Below are 18,430 nucleotides of genomic sequence, written 5' to 3' on the forward strand. Positions count from 1 at the left end.
ATTTCCAAAGTGCCGGATTTAAACTTCAAACCAGAATACCTTACAATATCGATATCTATAATTCTGTCGCTAAACCCTCCAAGACTTTTTGAATCTTTATCTCTGCCCAAATCCCTCTCAATTTTTTTTATTGTTTCCAATAATTTTATAGGAGAAAGTTGAGTTTTTAATATTAGTGCAAAATTATAAAAATTATGAAAACTCGCAAATTCCACGGGTTCTGATTCTAAAAATTCACTTTTTATTAATATTTTTCCAACTTTATTTTCCAAGTGGGAAATTGCGGTGAGTATATTCTTTTTTTTGTCACCAAGATTACTTCCAAGTAACAAAACCACTTCATGCTGCGACATATTGTTTTATTTATTTTAATTATATAAAATTATGAAAAGTTTTTTTAGGAATGTTTTAGCAAATATCGTTGCTATATTGTTGTTATGTGCATTCTGTTTCTTCTTTTTCATTTTCATGATGCTGCTGGGAAGCCTTAGCGAAAGCAAACCGACTGTGAAAAAGAATTCTGTCCTTACTCTGAATTTGAAAACTGATATCATAGACAGCCCGACTGAAGACCAGGGCGGGTTTATGCTCTTCGAAAAAAATGCTCCAAAAAAAGTTCTTCTTTATGATGCTTTAGAAGCCATCAAAAAAGCTAAAACCGATGATAAAATTAAAGGAATCAGTATTGAAACTGACTTTATAAATGCAGGGATTACCCAAATCGACGATGTACGTGCAGCTTTGGAGGACTTTAAGAAAAGCGGCAAGTTTGTTTATGCTTACGGAAATGTAGTTTCGCAGCCGGCATATTATCTTGGTTCGGTCGCAGATAAATATTTCCTGAATCCTGCAGGTGGCATCGAATTAAAAGGCATGTCCACGGAAGTTATGTTTTTTAAGGATTTCACGGAAAAATACGGAATCGGGATGGAAGTGATCAGGCACGGAAAGTTTAAGGCAGCGGTAGAACCGTTTTTAAGAAACGACATATCGCCAGAAAATAAGGAACAGCTTTCTACGATGCTGAATGATATCTGGAAAAATACCTCATCTAAAATCTATACTTCAAGGAAAATTGATTCCGCACAGTTCAAACTGGTTGTCGACAGTCTTTACGCATTAATTCCTGAAAATACCGTTAAGTATAAACTGGCAGACAAGCTTATGCAGAAAACTGAATATGAAAACATGCTGAAAGCCAAACTGAATGTGAAAGAAGATAAAGACCTGAATAAGGTTTCCTTCAGTAAATATATCAAAACATTTAAAGAAGAAAAGCCTGCGAAAAATCAGGTGGCCGTACTATACGCCAGCGGAGCAATATATAATGGTGACGGTACGGATGAAATCTACGCACAGGACTTCGTGAAACATATTAAAGATTTGCAGGGTGATAATGATGTGAAGGCCGTTGTCTTCAGAATCAACTCTCCCGGTGGAAGTGCCAATGCTTCTGATGAAATACTTTTTGAACTGAAGCAGCTTAAAAAGAAAAAACCTCTGATCGTTTCTTTTGGGGATTATGCAGCCTCAGGAGGCTATTATATCGCTATGGCAGCGGATAAGATCTACTCTGAACCTAATACGCTCACGGGTTCTATCGGAGTGTTTGGGATGGTTCCGAATTATGAAAAACTTGCCAATAAAAACGGCGTACGCTCGGATATTGTGCAAACTAACGAAAATTCAAGATATTATTCGCCGATGCACGGTTTGTCGGAAGGCGGCAGAACCATGATTACTAAAAGTATTGAAGGCACTTACAAGCGTTTCGTACACTGGATTACTGAAAACCGGAAAAAATCTTTTGAAGAAATTGATGCGATCGGTGGCGGTAGAGTATGGTCTGGAACCCGAGCGAAACAGCTTGGACTGGTTGATGAACTAGGGACCCTGAACGACGCCGTAGCATTCGCTGCGAAGAAAGCCAACCTTAAAGACTACAGCGTAAAAGGTTATCCAAAGAAAGTATCGCCTTTCGAAGCGTTCTTTAAGGACATGGAAGAAGATGAAATTTCAGCGAGAATGATCAAAAATAAGATTGGTACGGAAAACTACAGGATTTATGAAAGCCTTACCAATCCCAAAATTCAAAATTCCATAATGATGGAAACACCTTTCAGGTTACAGTTTAAATAAAAAATAAAAAAAACCGATTTGAAATTTCCAAATCGGTTTTTTTATAAAGTTAAATAAAATTAGCCCCGTCTGGTAGCCATTCCGTAGATCCAGAGAACGATTAGTGCGCCACCAATTGCCAGCAGCATACTTTTGATGTCAAAAGAATTAACATCTCCCCAGCCTAAAGCAGATCCGATGAATCCGCCTACGAAAGCACCAACGATGCCTAAAATAATTGTCATTAACCAACCCATTGCCTGGTTACCCGGCATGATGAATTTTGCAAGTGCTCCTGCAATCAGACCAAATAAGATCCAAGTTAGAATACCCATAGTTTAAAATTTTAATTGTTAATATTACTGAATTTGGTTGAGCTAAAATTACACCAAAAAATTCTACAATATCCCGGATGTTGAAAAATTATAACAATTAAAAGAAATTATAAAAACAACTATTTTATCTCCTTTTGAAAAAGGAATCTACGAATTCTTCGCCGTTAAAGAGCTGTAAATCATGCATTTTTTCGCCGACGCCGATATACTTTACCGGGATTTGAAACTGGTCTGAAATTCCGATGACCACGCCGCCTTTCGCGGTGCCGTCCAGTTTGGTAACCGCCAGGGCATTGACTTCTGTTGCCGCTGTGAACTGTTTGGCCTGCTCAAACGCGTTCTGACCTGTGGAACCATCCAAAACCAAAAGTATTTCGTGCGGAGCATCAGGAATAACCTTCTGCATCACTCTTTTTATTTTTGAAAGCTCGTTCATCAGATTTACTTTGTTGTGAAGCCGCCCTGCAGTATCTATAATTACGACATCAGCGTTTTGGGCAACGGCGCTTTGTACCGTATCAAATGCCACAGAAGCCGGATCGGAACCCATGCCCTGTTTTACGATCGGTACGCCAACTCGTTCGCTCCAGATGGTAAGCTGATCCACTGCCGCTGCCCGGAAGGTGTCTGCGGCACCAAGAACCACACTTTTGCCTTCAGATTTGAACTGATGTGCTAATTTCCCGATGGTGGTGGTTTTCCCTACACCATTGACGCCGACAACCATAATAACATATGGTTTTTTCGAAGTGTCGATATTTCCTGAGCCGGCGTGCGGGTTTTCAAGCAGCAGACCTTTGATCTCCTCACGGAGGATTTTATCGAGCTCGTCTGTACCAACGTATTTGTCGCGGGCAACTCTGTCTTCTATTCTCTCAATGATTTTGATCGTTGTGGCAGCGCCGACGTCTGAAGCAATCAGTACCTCTTCAAGGTCATCCAGAACGTCGTCATCAACCTTGCTTTTGCCCACTACGGCTTTTGAGATTTTTTCAAAAAAACCCTGGCTGGATTTTTCCAGGCCTTGGTCCAGCGTTTCTTTTTCTTCTTTGTTGAATATTTTTTTAAACCAACTCATCGTTTTGTATCAAGTTTATGGTTTTAGGTTTCCTCATCGTGTTTTTTTGGTCTTCTTTCGCAAAAGGGATGGCAGCGGTTATCCTTTTTTGCTGTGCAAAAAAGATATGAGCGGACAGCCCGGTCCCCCGCGGCTGGCGATGCAGTGAGGGGATTTGCCCAAAAGCCTCACAAATATAGAATAAAAAAAACTACTCAAAAAAAATCGAGTAGTTTGTATATCGTGTCGTGTTATGATTATTTCTTTAGGAAAGCATCTACATCGTCAGCGTTCATTACTTTTTCTTCGAAAATGTAAGCACCTGTTTTTGGTGATTTTACCATTTTCACTACTTTGGTCAATTTTTTAGATGAACCGTCTTTTAGTGTTGCTACTACTTTCTTTGCCATTGTAAAATACTTTTATAAGTGATTACTTGATTTCTTTGTGTACGGTGTACTTCTTAAGAACCGGATTGTACTTTTTAAGCTCCAGTCTTTCAGTAGTGTTCTTTTTGTTTTTGGTGGAAATATATCTGCTCATTCCTGGCATACCACTTTCCTTGTGCTCTGTGCACTCAAGGATTACCTGAACTCTGTTACCTTTTTTTGCCATTGCTGTAATTATTTAATAAATCCGTTTCTTTTTCCTCTTTCAACTGCCTCCTCGATCCCAACTCTGTTGATGATCCTCAATCCGTGTGCAGAAACTTTCAAAGTGATGTTTTCTTCTGTTTCCGGAAGGTAAAATTTCTTCTCTAGTAAGTTAATTTCAAAACGGCGCTTCGTTTTGTTATTAGCGTGAGAAACGTTGTTACCAACCATTGCACGCTTTCCTGTTATTTGGCAAATTCTTGACATATCTCGATGTTCTTTTTACAACTTAATTATTTGAGTGTGCAAAATTAGAATTTTTTTTCTACTTAGGCAAGTGTTTTGCAAATTATTTTTCATTTGGTTACAGGATGCCTGGCGAAGATGCGAAGTTTACAAGGTTTCTGAAAATCAAAACAATATCATTTATTCCCCAGTCACTTTATTGGGGCGTGCCCCTCGCCGAAGCATTCCCGCCTCCCGGGTCGCGCTTTCCGCTCATACTCCTCACGCCACCGCTATTGCCAAGGCGTGTTGCGGGGTAACCGCTCCAATCGCTCACGCAGTTCTGCAGCATAAGGAGCATAATGCATCAGCCATTTATTTTTTCCGGTTTTGGATTTTCTTGATTAAAGTATACACTATGAGGAATCCTAATACAAAAATCGAAATCCTGGTCAAAAGGTCACCCGTTCTCACATAAAACGTTTGACCCTCATAAAGGTTAATTTTCGCGAAAAGCGCCGTGCGGTCTCCGTACAAAGTATCACCTTCTATATCGCCTTTGGCATTGATGTGTGCCGAAATGCCGCTGTTGGCAGACCTTGCGATTTCTCTGCGGGTTTCTATTGCACGCAGTCTTGCGTAGGAGAGCAGCTGCTTATGTCCCTGCGTAACGCCCCACCAGCTGTCATTGGTCATAATGGCGAGGAAGTTGGCACCGTTTTTCACATATTCGGTGGTGAATTCGCCATAAACGCTTTCGTAGCAGATGATTGGCGCCAGTTTTCCTTTGTTGAAAGGATTTGTAAAGACCTTCCGCGTGTCATCAATCCCAAGTGACGCCACAGTTCCGCCAAAATTCAGCATGGCGTCGCCGAGGATGGGTTTCAGCGTGTTCATATAAGGAAATATTTCCACGCCGGGAACCAGTTTTCCTTTGTGGTAAACTTCTACTTTTTGGTGCGGAATAATCTGTACCGCGGAATTATAGCTTTCTACCCAAGATCCCTGTGAAGTTTGGTAAGCATTCTTCGGAATATTGCCGTCGGTAAAGAATTTGTGTGACGAGATCCCCGTGGCAAAAACGGAGCCCGGTTTTGTGGAAAGGAAATTTTTAATCGTATTTAAAAGCGGGCTCTGCGCAAAACCAGTTTCAGAAATAGATCCGCTTCCCGGAACCGAAGTCTCCGGACCGATGTAGTAATCGACTTTTATATTTTTATCCTGGGGAGAATTTTTTTCAGCGAGTTCCAGAAGCTCGGTCAGGATCTGCAGGCTGTCTTTCTGATATTTTTCGTTGTAAGGATCGAGTTCTGGCTGTAGCAAAAGAACATTGACCTGCCCGATTGGTTTTTCGTTGAAAGAATTGTATTTAATGAGGGAAATCAGCATTGGTAGAACAATTCCTAAAACCAGGACCGATGAGTTCCTGATTAATTCTTTTCTTTTCCTTCCGGCCTCCCAAGTCCTTAAAGTGTAGAAAGCGAATACATTTACCAATAAAATCCAGAAACTTCCACCGGTTGCACCGAACGTGTCGTACCACTGAATCAGCTTTGGATATTCAGAAAAAACATTTCCGAGGTTGAGCCACGGCCAGGTAAACTCCCACGAAAGGTGAATTTTTTCAAATGCCATCCAGGCCGCAACCAAAAAGGTGAGTCCCCAATAGGTTCCCTGAATTTTTTTATACCAGTGATACGCCAGAAAAACCAACGAATAAAGCAATGAGTTTGCTAAAACCGGCAACACAACCGCCGGAATGGAGTTGGTGCCGTCCGGATTTTTGGAGCCGTAAAGCCAGCCGGTTGTTACGATGTTCCAAATCATAAAAACGAGATAGGCCAGTCCAAAAACGGCTAAAGATTTCCGCTTAATATTTGAGAACTTGGTAATTTCGTGTTCTGCCACCAGTAACGGAACCAACGCAAAGAATATAAAAAAAGGAACTCCGTAAGTTGGCCACGAAACCGAAAGCAAAACCGCCGAAAGCAGCGCAAGAATAAGATATTTCATCTTAGAAATTTAACGTACAAATTTAAGGTTTTAAAATCAGTCCGTCAATTAATTAACCGTTAAGTTCTTTGGCCCGGTTTTCTGCGGAAAGAATGCCCTTTTTCAGCGTTTCTTTCAGCGCATTTTCGTCAAAGGTTTTGAGGGCTGCTTCCGTTGTTCCACCTTTTGAAGCCACGTCTTTAATCAGTTCTTCCAAAGATTTATCGGAATTATTGATTAAATGATAAGCGCCCAACATCGTCTGTTTTACAAATAATTTGGAAAGATTTTCCTCGATTCCCATTTCCACGCCGGCTTTTATCATGGCGTCGATAATATAATAAAAATAGGCAGGACCGCTTCCAGACAGTGCGGTAACACCGTCCAACAAATTTTCGTCTTGTAAATAAACCGAACGTCCGGTGGAATTCAACAGTCTTTCAATTTGAATGAGTTGGTTGAATGAAATTCCTTCTGCAGCTGTATAGCCTGTAATTCCCATCCCTAAAAGTGTTGGAGAATTTGGCATGGAACGCACCACGAATTGATGATGTAAAGCTTTCTGAATTTTTTCGATGGAAATTCCTGCCATAATCGACAACACCAATGAATTTTCTGAAATTTTGAATGGTAAATTTTCGGCAACGAAAGAAAAATCCTGGGGTTTTACAGCAACGATGATTAAATCGGCATCTAATTCCTTGATTTCACCAAACGACGAAATTTGAGAACCCGGAAATTCATCCAGAATTTTTGCTTTTTTTTGCTGATTTCTTGTGATTAAGTGGAGATTTTGAGGTTTGATGAGCTCATATTTCAAAAAAGATTTTGAAAATGATATGCCCATATTTCCCGCTCCTAATACTGCGATTTTCATATTTTTGAGTGTGAAGTCCGAGTGTGAAGTCCGAATAAAATAAGAAAGAATAAAACAGATTATCAACTTCCGACCTCAATATTCCGACTTTTAAATAATATTCACTTCCCTTTCCAGTTCAATTCCAAACTTTTCCTTTACCGAATTGATAATTTCCGTGGAAAAATCAAAAATTTCCTTTCCGGAAGCGTTTCCGGTGGCGTTGATGATGACCAACGACTGCAATTTATGAGAAGCAACGTTGCCAATCTGCCTCCCTTTCCAGCCACATTGTTCAATCAACCAACCGGCAGGAACTTTTACCATTTCTCCGGTTGGATAAAAATGAATATCGGGGAACTTTTGTTGAAGTTTATCAAAATGTGATTTCGGAATCGTAGGGTTTTTGAAAAAACTCCCAGCATTTCCGGTCACTTTTGGATCCGGTAATTTGCTTTGACGAATCGCAATCACCGCATTAGAAACATCCTTAATCGTTGGATTTTGAATATCCATTTTTTCAAGCTCGTCTTTAATGGCGCCGTAATCGGTTTTTATTTTATGTTTTTTCGTGGTGAGCGCGAAAGTCACTTCCAGAATTACATATTTCCCTTTACCTTCCTGCTTGAAGATGGAATCGCGGTATCCGAAGCGGCATTGCTCTTTGTCAAAATTTTCAATTTCTAAAGATTCCAGATCCAAAACTTTGCACCCGACAAATGTATCCTTGATTTCTGTTCCGTACGCGCCGATATTCTGCATCGGCGAAGTGCCGACATTCCCCGGAATCAGGGAAAGGTTTTCAAGTCCGCCGTAATTTTTGTCCAGGCAGTACAGTACGAACCGATGCCAGTTTTCGCCAGCCTTTGCAGTAACTAAAACCTCATCTTCACTCATCATTTCTTCGGAGATGCCCTTCAGGTTTAGTTTGATTACCAAACCGTCAAAATCTTTGGTCAGCAAAATGTTGCTTCCGCCACCTAAAAACAGGAGCGGCAATTTCTGAGGATTTTCACGGTGCAGATTTTTATATTGATTCAAAACCGCTAAAAGTTCTTCTTCATTATTTGCAAGAGCAAAATATTTGGCGTTGGCTTCTACGCCGAATGTATTGAACGGTTTCAGTGAAACATTTTCCTGGATAGTCATAGAACAATTTCTTACGCAAATTTAAAACAAAAAGCCACGAATGCACTATTTTCCGTGAATTCGTGGCAAATAATTCTTTTAAGAAAATTATAAATTAAATTCCAATTTATATTTCTGCAGTGCATCATTCAGGATCTCCACGCTGCGTCTTAAATCATCTTCTTTCAAAACATAGGCAATACGCACCTGTTTTTTGCCCAGTTCCGGATTGCTGTAGAAGCCGCTCATCGGCGCTACCATAACCGTTTCATTGTTGTGGGAATAATGCTCAAGCAGCCACTGCGCAAACTTATCAGAATCGTCAATCGGGAGCTCAACACCGCAGTAGAAAGCGCCTTTCGGTTTCGGACAAATCACGCCCGGAATTCCGTTCAGCAAATCCACCAAAAGATTTCTGCGTTTTGTGTATTCTTCGCGCACGCTGCGGATGTATTCCGCGTCGTTGTCGTGGGCCGCGGTGGCTGCAATCTGTCCCAAAAGAACCGGAGAAAGCCTTGCCTGCGCAAAAAGTATAGCTGCATTTCTGATTGGTTCCGAACGGGTGATCATGCAGCCGATTCTGGCACCGCACATCGAATATCTTTTGGATTCTGAGTCAATTACGATCGCGTGGTCTTTCAGTTCCGGGAATTCCAAAATCGAGTGCTGCTGCTTTCCGTCGTAAACATATTCACGGTAAACCTCGTCAGAAATGATGACGATATCGTGCTTCAGAGCAATTTCAGCCAGTTTCTGAAGCTCTTCTTTCGTGTAAAGATAACCCGTTGGATTGCCGGGATTACAGATGATGATTGCTTTGGTTTTATCGGTAATTTTCTTTTCAAATTCCTCCATCGGCGGCAGGGCAAAACCTGTATCGATTGTGGACGGAACCGCAACTACGTTTACATTAAAGGTGCTGGTGAATCCATTGTAATTCGCGTAATAAGGCTCCGGGATAATCACTTCATCACCATCATCGCAAAGTGTGGAAATTGCGAAATTCAAAGCTTCCGAACCGCCGTTGGTAACGATGAAATTATCCGGCGTAAGATCCGTAAAACCCAGAGAGTGGTAATAAAGCTGCAGCGCCTTTCTGTATTCAATATTTCCTTCAGAAAGCGCGTACTCCAGCACCTTCAGATCGATATTTCGGATGGCGTTCAACGCTGTTTCAGGGGTTTCAATATCCGGCTGGCCAATATTGAGGTGGTAAACTTTTATTCCCTTTTGCTTCGCCTGCAGCGCGTACGGAACCAACTTTCGAACCGGTGAAGCCGGCATACTCTGTGCTCTTTCTGATATTTTTGGCATTTTACTTTTTATTTTTTCCCAAAAATAAGAAAATTTTCAGGAGCAAAACGGTTTTTCATATTTTGAACTTCCGGGCCGGCTTTCCGCTCCAATCTTTTTGTTTTTCAGTAAAAAACAAAAAGGATTTCCGCTGCACTCCGGGCTATAAACCTCGTTTCGGTTATTCGTACAAGGATTTTTTAATTCCAAAAAAAATAATCAATCACTTAAACAAAGTTTTTCATTAATTTAGATAAAAAGTTAGCCCATGAAAACAGAAGCCGAAAACGTAAAAGATTACCTCGAAAAAGTTCCTGAAGAACGCAGGGAGGCCATTAAAAAACTCTACCAAACCATTTCACAAAACCTGCCGGAAGGCTTTGCTGAAGGTATAAGCAACGGAATGATGGGTTGGGTTGTGCCGCTTGATATTTACCCGGCTGGTTATCACTGCACTCCGGGGAAACCACTGCCGTTTTTGGGGATGGCATCGCAGAAAAATTCTATCAACCTGTATCACATGGGAATTTATGCAAAGCCCGAACTTCACGACTGGTTTGTGGCAGAATTTCCGAAACATTCCAAAAAGAAACTGGATATGGGAAAATCCTGTATCCGCTTCAAAAAACCTGAAGACATTCCGTATGAATTAATAGGTGAGCTGGCGAAAAAAATGACTTCAGAAGAGTGGGTGAACCTCTATGAAAGCCAGTACAAAAGCAAGCTGAAGAAGTGATATCCGGAAAATAACAAGGCGGCGGAAGCATTTTTATTATGGCGATTCCTGCGGATAGAATATTTTAAGGAATGTGTAAGACAGTAAACGAATTATTAAAAAAAAAGAGCAGTGAAAACTGCCCTTGATTTATTGTGGATTATATTCTTTCAATATCCGCACCCAATGCTTTCAGTCTTCCGTCGATATTCTCATAACCACGGTCGATCTGCTCAATATTGTGAATAACAGATTTTCCTTCTGCCGAAAGTGCCGCGATCAGAAGCGCATTACCTGCTCTGATGTCCGGCGATATCATCGTGGTTCCGCGTAGCGGTGATTCCTGATTTAAGCCGACAACCGTAGCGCGGTGTGGGTCGCACAAAATAATCTGGGCGCCCATATCAATCAGTTTATCTACGAAAAACAGGCGGCTTTCAAACATTTTCTGGTGTATCAGTACCGTTCCTTTTGCCTGTGTTGCCACTACCAAAACGATGGACAGCAAATCCGGCGTGAATCCCGGCCATGGCGCATCTGAAACGGTTAAAATGGAACCGTCAATAAATTTCTGAATCTTATAATGTTCCTGTGCCGGAATAAAAATGTCGTCACCGCTCTGATCCAGTTGGATCCCCAGTTTTCTGAAAGTGTTTGGAATCACGCCAAGGTTGTTCCAGCTTACATTTTTGATGGTGATTTCAGATTTCGTCATGGCAGCAAGGCCAATCCATGAACCGATTTCCACCATATCCGGCAGCATCGTGTGTTCTGTTCCGTGAAGATGGCTTACCCCTTCAATCGTCAGTAAGTTTGAGCCAATTCCAGTAATCCGTGCGCCCATTCTGTTGAGCATTTTGCAAAGCTGTTGCAAATACGGTTCGCAGGCGGCATTGTAAATCCTTGTTTTTCCCTTTGCTAAAACTGCTGCCATCACGACGTTTGCAGTTCCGGTAACGGAGGCTTCTTCAAGTAAAATAAATTTACCGTGCAGCTCTTTGGCTTTTAAGGAATAAAAATATTCATTCTCATCATAATGGAATTCTGCACCCAGTTCTACGAATCCCTGGAAGTGCGTATCCAGACGTCTTCTGCCGATTTTGTCGCCGCCGGGAGTGGGCATATAGGCTTCGCCAAAACGTGCAAGCATCGGCCCCAAAATCATGATGGAGCCTCTCAGTTTTGCTCCGTCTTTCTTGAATTCCGGTGATTTTATATAATTGAAATTGATGTCATCCGCCTTGAAGGTATAATCGCCGTGGCCGTTTTTGGTAACCTTAACGCCGAAATCGCCAAGGATTTCAATCAGACGGTTTACATCATGGATATCGGGAATGTTTTTTATCCTTACTTCTTCATCCGTAAGCAGCACGGCACACAGGATTTGCAATGCTTCATTTTTTGCCCCCTGTGGAGTAATTTCTCCGTGAAGCTGTTTCCCTCCTCTGATCTGAAATGTTCCGCTCATTACTTTCTTCTGTTTTTATTCTGGTGGTTCCTCTGTCTGTTTTTGGTGTTCTGATTTTGGTTTTTCTGGTTTTTGTTACGGTTGTTTCCGGAGTGGTAGATTTTGCTTTTCTCCAGAGAGTCAATTCCGGTAAGGTCCAGGCGGTCTTCAGAAAGCTCTTTTAAATGGCGGAAAATAACATCGTCCGTCACGTGTTCCTTATTATATATGTTGTAGGATTTTTTCATGTTGTTGGCAATCACCTCGATCAGTGCGCCTTTTTCCTCGCCGTCTTCCTGCTGTATAGCGAGCTCGATCAGCTGCAGGATGCTTTTACCATAAAACTTGAAATCACCCTGAAGTTTTGGGTATTCCATCCTTTTAGGTTTTTCTGCAAGTTCTTCTTTTGTGGGGAAAGGGTAGGGCGAATCTACATCCAGATCGTAATCTGCAAGGATAAACAGATGGTCCCAGAGTTTGTGTTTGTAATTTTCTTCGTCGCGGAGCTGGGGGTTTCTTTGCCCCATAAAATCTACAATCGCGTGGCACATCTCGTTGCGTTCCTCTTTTGTAGGAAGTTCTTTGCATCGCTCAACAAGTTGCTGAATGATGCGGCCGTATTCCGGCATATGCAGTTGGGTTCTGTCTGTATTATATTCCATAGCTGCAAATATAGGAAATTGAGGATTAGGCTTTTTTTAATCAAGGAATTTTTTCCTTTCCTCCTCAGTTGGCACAAAGCATTTTTTAGGAGCCAGTTTCGTTCTGTTTTCAGAAATTTTATCGTAAATCTTGTCTGAGAGAAAGCGGGGAAATATGTTGAGATGGGCCATCAGTGCATATTGTCCGCCGATGATTTTGGCAATTTGTGCAATGGCTTCTGACTTGGTGAGATAAAATGAGCCGGGCTTCCATAAGTAAATGGTGTTAAATTCATCACGCCTTAACTCTCGTTCCCATAAAAACTTCTGGCCGAAATTCCCCTGCAGTGGTGCGAATAAAAATTTGTCCTTATAATCGTGTTTTAAAATCCACTGTACCCAGTAATTGCAGAAACCGCAATCACCGTCATAAAGTACGTAATATTTACAGTCGTCAGTTTCTGTCATTTTTTTTCACCTTCTGGGGCTAAATTATGCTCCATTCTGATGTCGGCTTCAATTTTTCTGAAATAATCTACTACTGCTTTCCTTTCTTCATTGGTCAGTTTTGCTTCTGGATGGGCAAGGAGGTACGACTCCATCGGCATTTCGCCGCTTTCCACCATTTCTACGGCTTCGTGAAGTTTGTGTGCCTGTCTTTTGGGTTCGTAAGTCGCAAAAGTTGAAAAATTAAGTTTTATTCTTCCTTCGTCGATATGGTCTTTCAACCACCATGCAACAGGTTGGAGGTTGGTGTACCAGGGATATTTCGTTTCGTTGCTGTGGCAGTCGTAGCAGGACGCGCGGATCTTGCCGGCGATATTTTCGGGTGTATTTTTTATGGTGAGGAAATCCATCCCTTTATTTACAGGCGGGTTGGTTTTATCGATCCTGAAAAACTGTAGGATGATGAAAAGTACCAGCAGGGCAACTAGGATTTTTTTCATAATTAAATATTTAGAGTGTGAATTTACAAATTTCTGTCAGAATTTTAAAAAATCAAATTCCTATCTTTGCAAAAATTTTTGGGCTCGGAAAGTCCGGGTAACCCATTCTTAATTAAAGGATTCCGTCAGATATAGAAGTGTTTTGCCGCTCTGTCTGGAATCAAAGAAAAAATTTATGAGCAATATTGTCGCCATCGTTGGACGCCCCAACGTAGGAAAATCCACACTTTTCAACCGTTTACTTGAAAGAAGGGAGGCCATTGTAGATTCTACAGCCGGCGTCACCCGTGACCGACACTACGGAAAATCCGACTGGAACGGTGTAGATTTCACCGTCATCGATACAGGCGGTTACGAAGTCAATACAGAAGATATTTTTCAGGAAGAAATTTCAAAGCAGGTGCAGTTGGCCATCGATGAAGCCACATCGATTATTTTTATGATGAATGTGGAAGAAGGCCTTACCGATACCGACCGGGAGATTTACGAAATGCTGCGCCGAAGCGGAAAACCAACGTATATAGTGGTCAACAAAGTGGATTCTGCAAAAGAAGAACTGGCGGCCACAGAATTCTATTCCTTAGGAATTGAAAAATATTACACTTTATCGTCCGCAACAGGTTCCGGAACCGGAGAACTGCTTGATGATATTGTCAAAGATTTCCCTACTAAAGATTACAAAGATCCATTTGAAGGCTTGCCCAAAATTACCATCGCCGGAAGGCCTAATGTCGGGAAGTCGACATTAACCAATGCGCTTTTAGACAATGAGAGAAATATCGTGACCGATATTGCAGGTACAACGAGAGATTCCATTGAGACGCTTTATAACAAATTCGGGCATGAGTTTGTGCTGGTAGATACCGCCGGAATGAGAAGGAAATCCAAGGTTAATGAGGATTTGGAGTTTTATTCCGTCATGCGTTCCGTCCGTGCGATTGAAAATTCGGATGTGGTCATTATAATGGTGGATGCAACACAGGGCTGGGAATCTCAGGATATGAACATCTTTGGGATAGCACAGAAAAACCGCAAGGGCATCGTGATTTTGGTGAACAAGTGGGACCTTATCGAAGACAAGCAAACCAATACGATGCGTGATTTCGAAGCAGCCATTAAAAACAAAATCGGGCAGTTTACGGATATTCCGGTGCTGTTTGTTTCGGCTTTAACCAAGCAAAGAATCCTCAAAGCCGTAGATACCGCGATGGAAGTGTACGAAAACCGTAAAAAGAAAATCAAAACGTCACAACTGAACGAGGTGATGCTGCCGATTTTTGAAAACAATCCGCCACCTGCACTGAAAGGAAAATACATCAAGATCAAATACTGCGTACAGTTAGGAACGCCGAGTCCGCAATTTGTATTTTTCTGTAACCTTCCGCAATACGTGAAAGAACCTTACAAGCGCTTTACCGAAAACCAACTGCGTAAAAACTTTGGCTTTACCGGAGTTCCGATTGAGGTTTATTTCAGGCAGAAGTGATGTGGTGATTTGGTGATGTGATGATGTGATGATTTGATGATGCGATGATATGCTTTTGGGATGGATTGCTTTAGAGATTTTATTAAATTTGATGAAAATTAGTTTGTGGAAAATAAAAATGAAATCTTAGATTTGGGAATTCGATTTTCTTTGAAAATCATTGAATTTACAGAATTATTGGAAAGTCAGCGCAAATTTGTCATTGCGAATCAACTGTTAAAATGTGGAACTTCGATCGGAGCAAATATTTTCGAAGCGCAGTCAGCTGAAAGCAGGAACGATTTCCTTCACAAACTGAAAATATCGGATAAAGAGGCTAAAGAAACAGAATATTGGTTATTGTTGTGCGAATTAGCACAGTCATATCCTTTTGATCCGGAACTTAAAGCGATGCTCACAAGTATTCAAAAATTACTGTCAAAAATAATATCTTCTTCAAAACGAAACACCTGATAGCCAATCATCACATCATCACATCACCACATCATCCCATCACCACATTAACCCATCACCGCATCAACACATTATCACATCATCACATCATCATGGTAACAATTCTTTCCGACCAGTTTTCCCTTGTCAATTCCTGGATCAACGATTTAAGAAACGTTGAGGTGCAAACCGACCGAATGAAATTCCGCAGAAATATGGAACGCATCGGGGAAATTGCCGCTTTCGAGATTTCCAAAGGTCTGGAACAGAAAGAACTCGAAATTACCACGCCTTTGGATAAAATCAAAGCGAGGGAGATTGCAGTTCAGCCCGTAATTACTACCATTTTACGCGCAGGAGTTCCTTTGTTTCAGGGAATTTTAAATTATTTTGATAAAGCCGACTGCGGTTTCGTTGCCGCCTACAGAAAGCACGACGCTAACGATTATTTCTCCATAAAGCAGGATTATCTTACCTGCCCGAATATCGACGGAAGACCTTTAATCGTCGCGGATCCCATGCTGGCGACAGGAGCAAGTTTGATCGAAGCGCTGAAAGATCTGTTAAACCACGGAAAACCCACGCAGTTACATATCGTGGCAGCCATTGCGTCCAGAATTGGCGTAGAAACCGTTCAAAATGCCTATCCCGAGGCCAAGATTTGGATTGGTGCGCTGGATGAAAACCTGACTGCCAAAGGTTATATTACACCCGGGCTTGGCGATGCAGGCGATTTGAGTTACGGGGAGAAACTTCAAAGATAATCTGATGAGAAATATTTTAGCCCTAATTCTTGCTCTTTTGGGAATTTATATGATGTATTTAGGGGTTAGTGCCGGCATTCAGCCGCCAACAGTAACTGGCATTGGTTTTATCCTAATTGCAGTGAAGTTTTTGATGAAAAACTCTAAACTTTAATCCACAGCCATTACCAGAACGCTCACCTTATTATTTCCTTCTTTCAAAATTTCCCACGCCACAGAACTCATCGTATTTCCGGTGGTGAAAACATCATCAATAAGCAAAACGTGTTGATTTTGAACTGGTTTTGAAATTGAAAAAAGTTTTTCCGTTGCCGAACGGTGTGCTTTGTCCTTCAGTGCCTGCGCTTTTTTATAGAAATTTCTTTTGATTAAAGTGTGATCGTACGGAATTTCAAAATGTTCTGAAAGTGTTTCCGTAAACAGATGCAGCTGATTATACCCGCGCTCTTTCAGCTTCTTCGGATGCAGCGGAACAGACACCAATAAATCAGGCTTTTCATTTTTAAAATCAAGACGTTTTGCTGTCCATTCTGCCAGAATTTTCCCAACTTTTTCACGGCTTTTATATTTCAGATCATGCACAATTTTTCGGGAAAGGCTTTCCTCCCCAAACTGCATCAATGCATAAGCATTTTCAACAGGGAAAAGTAATCTGCACCGCTTTTCCAGTTCATTTTCTTCTCCAAAAATATGGTGGGTGAAATGAATCTGATCCGTGCACGCTTCACAAACCAAATTTTCCGCATCAATAATGCTGTTGCAGTTCAGGCACCGGTTCGGAAAAAGAAAATCCAGAAACATATATTAAAAATAATCAAATCTGTGAAAACCCGTGAAATCTGCGGGATTAAATAAACTCCTTCCTGATTTTCCCGATCGCCATTTTCATAGCTTCATTAAACTGCTCTTTCTCCAATCGCACCGGCGGCGCCATACGCACTTCGCAATCAATAATGCTGCACGATTCGCAGGTTACGCCCACGTTTATGGTTTTCACACTGTCACTTTTCGCAAAATTTATTTTCTTTAAAGAGTTGGCATTCAATAATATTCCGATACAGTAGCTTCTGTTCGTGCCGTCAGAAAATGGATTTTTTTCCGAGGTCGAGATCACGAGATAGCTCAAACCGCTGTCTTTGTAGTGCGAAATTTGGGCTTCAGTGACCTGTTCATTTCCTTTTAAATTGATTAGATTTTTTATCGCAATCCATCTTCGGCAATAATGTTCATTGGTTGCGTTCGCGTGAGGCGCCTGCTGCTGGTTGAGGTGCAACTCCTTTAAAATCTGAACTTTATCAGATTTTTTCTTTTTGGTAAAACAAAGATAAAATAAGTCTTTAGTGCCAAAATCCTGCGGCAGAATATTGGTCAGACGATAATAAAAAGTCTCGGGAGAATTGGTGAATTCATTAATCAGCTTTTCGAAGATTTTCGGTTGCCACTCCGGATTCTGGAAGAATTCTCCGATTTTTTGGGAGAGATCTTCCCGACGGATCAGGAGGCTTCCCGCGAAATAGGAAGAGTAGAAGTTATTCATCAGTTCTTCAAAGCTGATAAAATCGAGCCAGGAATAGGTATTCGGTCGCGGCGATAAATTCAGGATGTTGTAGCCGATTTCTTTCGCTAAAATGAAATTTTTCTGGTCTTCATCCAAAAGAGTATTCAATAGTAGCGACTTATTTTCAGGGATATAAAGTGAACGCAGTTTCCCGGTTGCGCCGTAAGTTTCAAAGTCAACAGTATTGATTTCGTACCCGAATTCATTGATTAGAATTTTTTCTAGCTCGTTGGAATTTGGTTTTTTTGAGAGAGTGTTCGCCGAAAAACATTCCTTTGCATTCGCTTCAATATCCGGAAAATAATTATCATAAAGTTCCTGGAAACTACGAACTACCGCAAAATAAAAACGCTCTTTTCCTAAGTTATAATTCTGCGAAATTTCAATAATGGTATTGATGAATGCTGTTACTTTTTTTGGCGATTCGCTGATGATGTTGATGAGCGTATTGCGGTTGATGCCAAAAAGTTCCAGGGGAATTTCTTTGAAGAAATCAGACTTCAGTATTTCCGAAATTGGCGACAGGCTTTTGTCGAGTTTTGTAGAAACCAGATCATCAAATTTACATTCCAGAATTTCTGAAAGTTGCAGAATTTTGTCGTGTTTCGGGTATTTCTTGCCGTTTTCGATCTCGTTCAGGTAAGATTTCGAAACGCCGGTCCTGTTCGCCAAATCCTGCAGGGACCAGTTTTTCTTTTGGCGCTGCTGCTTTAGTTTCAGTCCGAAAACGGTCTTTATATAGTCACTTTCTGTGGTCATTTTCGTCTTTTTAAAAGGATGTCATGATTAACGAAACATAGTGCAGTGAGGAATCTTTTTAGTTGAGATTCGTTACACTTCATT

At 41.2% G+C, this 18,430-nt stretch carries 21 protein-coding genes and 1 pseudogene; 6 read left to right on the forward strand and 16 right to left on the reverse strand.

Annotated elements, in window-relative coordinates:
* Positions 1-5: 5 nt before the first annotated feature.
* A pseudogene (gene folK, locus CKV81_RS13610) lies at positions 6-353 on the reverse strand (2-amino-4-hydroxy-6-hydroxymethyldihydropteridine diphosphokinase); the annotation flags it as partial.
* Between the two features lie 31 nt (positions 354-384).
* On the opposite strand from folK, the gene sppA reads away from it, so the two are divergent.
* Positions 385-2,139 carry a signal peptide peptidase SppA gene (gene sppA / locus CKV81_RS09795; protein ID WP_095072879.1) on the forward strand — a complete coding sequence of 585 codons (1,755 nt, stop codon included), beginning with the start codon at positions 385-387 and terminating at the stop codon, positions 2,137-2,139.
* Positions 2,140-2,198: 59 nt separating this feature from the next.
* Here sppA and CKV81_RS09800 read toward each other — a convergent pair whose 3' ends face one another.
* The 9 genes from CKV81_RS09800 to CKV81_RS09840 all read right to left on the reverse strand — a co-directional run bounded on the left by CKV81_RS09800 (position 2,199) and on the right by CKV81_RS09840 (position 9,618).
* A complete protein-coding gene (locus CKV81_RS09800) occupies positions 2,199-2,453 on the reverse strand; it encodes a GlsB/YeaQ/YmgE family stress response membrane protein (protein ID WP_095072881.1) in 255 nt (84 codons plus the stop codon).
* A gap of 124 nt (positions 2,454-2,577) precedes the next feature.
* Positions 2,578-3,531, reverse strand: coding sequence for a signal recognition particle-docking protein FtsY (gene ftsY / locus CKV81_RS09805; protein ID WP_095072883.1), 954 nt, complete (start codon positions 3,529-3,531; stop codon positions 2,578-2,580).
* A gap of 236 nt (positions 3,532-3,767) precedes the next feature.
* On the reverse strand, positions 3,768-3,920 hold the full coding sequence (locus CKV81_RS09810) for a DUF4295 domain-containing protein (protein ID WP_095072885.1): 153 nt from the start codon (positions 3,918-3,920) through the stop codon (positions 3,768-3,770).
* 22 nt (positions 3,921-3,942) lie between these two features.
* Complete coding sequence (gene rpmG, locus CKV81_RS09815; RefSeq protein WP_053327078.1) at positions 3,943-4,125, reverse strand: 50S ribosomal protein L33; 183 nt, start codon at positions 4,123-4,125, stop codon at positions 3,943-3,945.
* Positions 4,126-4,133: 8 nt separating this feature from the next.
* Entirely contained in the window at positions 4,134-4,370 is a 237-nt protein-coding gene (gene rpmB, locus CKV81_RS09820; RefSeq protein ID WP_095072888.1) for a 50S ribosomal protein L28, read from the reverse strand.
* A gap of 333 nt (positions 4,371-4,703) precedes the next feature.
* On the reverse strand, positions 4,704-6,341 hold the full coding sequence (gene lnt / locus CKV81_RS09825; RefSeq protein WP_095072890.1) for an apolipoprotein N-acyltransferase: 1,638 nt from the start codon (positions 6,339-6,341) through the stop codon (positions 4,704-4,706).
* 52 nt (positions 6,342-6,393) lie between these two features.
* Positions 6,394-7,197 (reverse strand): pyrroline-5-carboxylate reductase, encoded by an 804-nt coding sequence (proC, locus tag CKV81_RS09830; RefSeq protein ID WP_095072893.1) that lies wholly within the window; start codon positions 7,195-7,197, stop codon positions 6,394-6,396.
* A 90-nt stretch (positions 7,198-7,287) separates the two neighbouring features.
* A complete protein-coding gene (gene murB, locus CKV81_RS09835) occupies positions 7,288-8,325 on the reverse strand; it encodes a UDP-N-acetylmuramate dehydrogenase (RefSeq protein WP_095072895.1) in 1,038 nt (345 codons plus the stop codon).
* An 87-nt stretch (positions 8,326-8,412) separates the two neighbouring features.
* Positions 8,413-9,618 (reverse strand): pyridoxal phosphate-dependent aminotransferase, encoded by a 1,206-nt coding sequence (locus tag CKV81_RS09840; protein WP_095072897.1) that lies wholly within the window; start codon positions 9,616-9,618, stop codon positions 8,413-8,415.
* Between the two features lie 247 nt (positions 9,619-9,865).
* Here CKV81_RS09840 and CKV81_RS09850 point away from each other — a divergent pair, with 247 nt between their 5' ends.
* On the forward strand, positions 9,866-10,333 hold the full coding sequence (locus tag CKV81_RS09850) for a DUF1801 domain-containing protein (RefSeq protein ID WP_095072901.1): 468 nt from the start codon (positions 9,866-9,868) through the stop codon (positions 10,331-10,333).
* A 139-nt stretch (positions 10,334-10,472) separates the two neighbouring features.
* On the opposite strand, the gene murA is transcribed toward CKV81_RS09850, so the two are convergent.
* Genes murA through CKV81_RS09870 form a run of 4 tightly spaced genes read right to left on the reverse strand, consistent with a single transcriptional unit; the run spans position 10,473 to position 13,347 of the window.
* On the reverse strand, positions 10,473-11,780 hold the full coding sequence (murA, locus tag CKV81_RS09855; protein WP_095072903.1) for a UDP-N-acetylglucosamine 1-carboxyvinyltransferase: 1,308 nt from the start codon (positions 11,778-11,780) through the stop codon (positions 10,473-10,475).
* Positions 11,780-12,421, reverse strand: a complete 642-nt coding sequence (locus tag CKV81_RS09860) for a DUF4290 domain-containing protein (RefSeq protein WP_095072905.1) — start codon at positions 12,419-12,421, stop codon at positions 11,780-11,782. The genes murA and CKV81_RS09860 overlap by 1 nt, the downstream gene beginning before the upstream one ends.
* 36 nt (positions 12,422-12,457) lie before the next feature.
* Positions 12,458-12,868, reverse strand: coding sequence for a thiol-disulfide oxidoreductase DCC family protein (locus tag CKV81_RS09865; protein ID WP_095072907.1), 411 nt, complete (start codon positions 12,866-12,868; stop codon positions 12,458-12,460).
* On the reverse strand, positions 12,865-13,347 hold the full coding sequence (locus CKV81_RS09870; RefSeq protein WP_095072909.1) for a heme-binding domain-containing protein: 483 nt from the start codon (positions 13,345-13,347) through the stop codon (positions 12,865-12,867). The genes CKV81_RS09865 and CKV81_RS09870 overlap by 4 nt, the downstream gene beginning before the upstream one ends.
* A gap of 175 nt (positions 13,348-13,522) precedes the next feature.
* Between CKV81_RS09870 and der the strand changes: the two genes are divergently transcribed.
* From der to CKV81_RS13425, 4 genes are all read left to right on the forward strand, one after another.
* A complete protein-coding gene (gene der / locus CKV81_RS09875) occupies positions 13,523-14,833 on the forward strand; it encodes a ribosome biogenesis GTPase Der (RefSeq protein ID WP_095072912.1) in 1,311 nt (436 codons plus the stop codon).
* A 105-nt stretch (positions 14,834-14,938) separates the two neighbouring features.
* Positions 14,939-15,286 carry a four helix bundle protein gene (locus tag CKV81_RS09880; RefSeq protein WP_095072914.1) on the forward strand — a complete coding sequence of 116 codons (348 nt, stop codon included), beginning with the start codon at positions 14,939-14,941 and terminating at the stop codon, positions 15,284-15,286.
* Positions 15,287-15,378: 92 nt separating this feature from the next.
* Positions 15,379-16,029 (forward strand): uracil phosphoribosyltransferase, encoded by a 651-nt coding sequence (upp, locus tag CKV81_RS09885; RefSeq protein WP_095072916.1) that lies wholly within the window; start codon positions 15,379-15,381, stop codon positions 16,027-16,029.
* Between the two features lie 4 nt (positions 16,030-16,033).
* Entirely contained in the window at positions 16,034-16,183 is a 150-nt protein-coding gene (locus CKV81_RS13425; RefSeq protein ID WP_169842772.1) for a hypothetical protein, read from the forward strand.
* Here the strand turns inward: CKV81_RS13425 and CKV81_RS09890 are convergent.
* Together CKV81_RS09890 and CKV81_RS09895 are read right to left on the reverse strand one after the other, a co-directional pair.
* The gene (locus CKV81_RS09890) at positions 16,180-16,830 is read right to left on the reverse strand and encodes a ComF family protein (protein WP_095072919.1); all 651 of its coding nucleotides are present in this window, start codon (positions 16,828-16,830) and stop codon (positions 16,180-16,182) included. The genes CKV81_RS13425 and CKV81_RS09890 overlap by 4 nt on opposite strands.
* Before the next feature lie 46 nt (positions 16,831-16,876).
* A complete protein-coding gene (locus tag CKV81_RS09895) occupies positions 16,877-18,346 on the reverse strand; it encodes a helix-turn-helix domain-containing protein (RefSeq protein WP_095072921.1) in 1,470 nt (489 codons plus the stop codon).
* Positions 18,347-18,430 lie beyond the last annotated feature (84 nt).

It is taken from the genome of Chryseobacterium taklimakanense, assembly GCF_900187185.1.
Lineage (GTDB): Bacteria > Bacteroidota > Bacteroidia > Flavobacteriales > Weeksellaceae > Planobacterium > Planobacterium taklimakanense.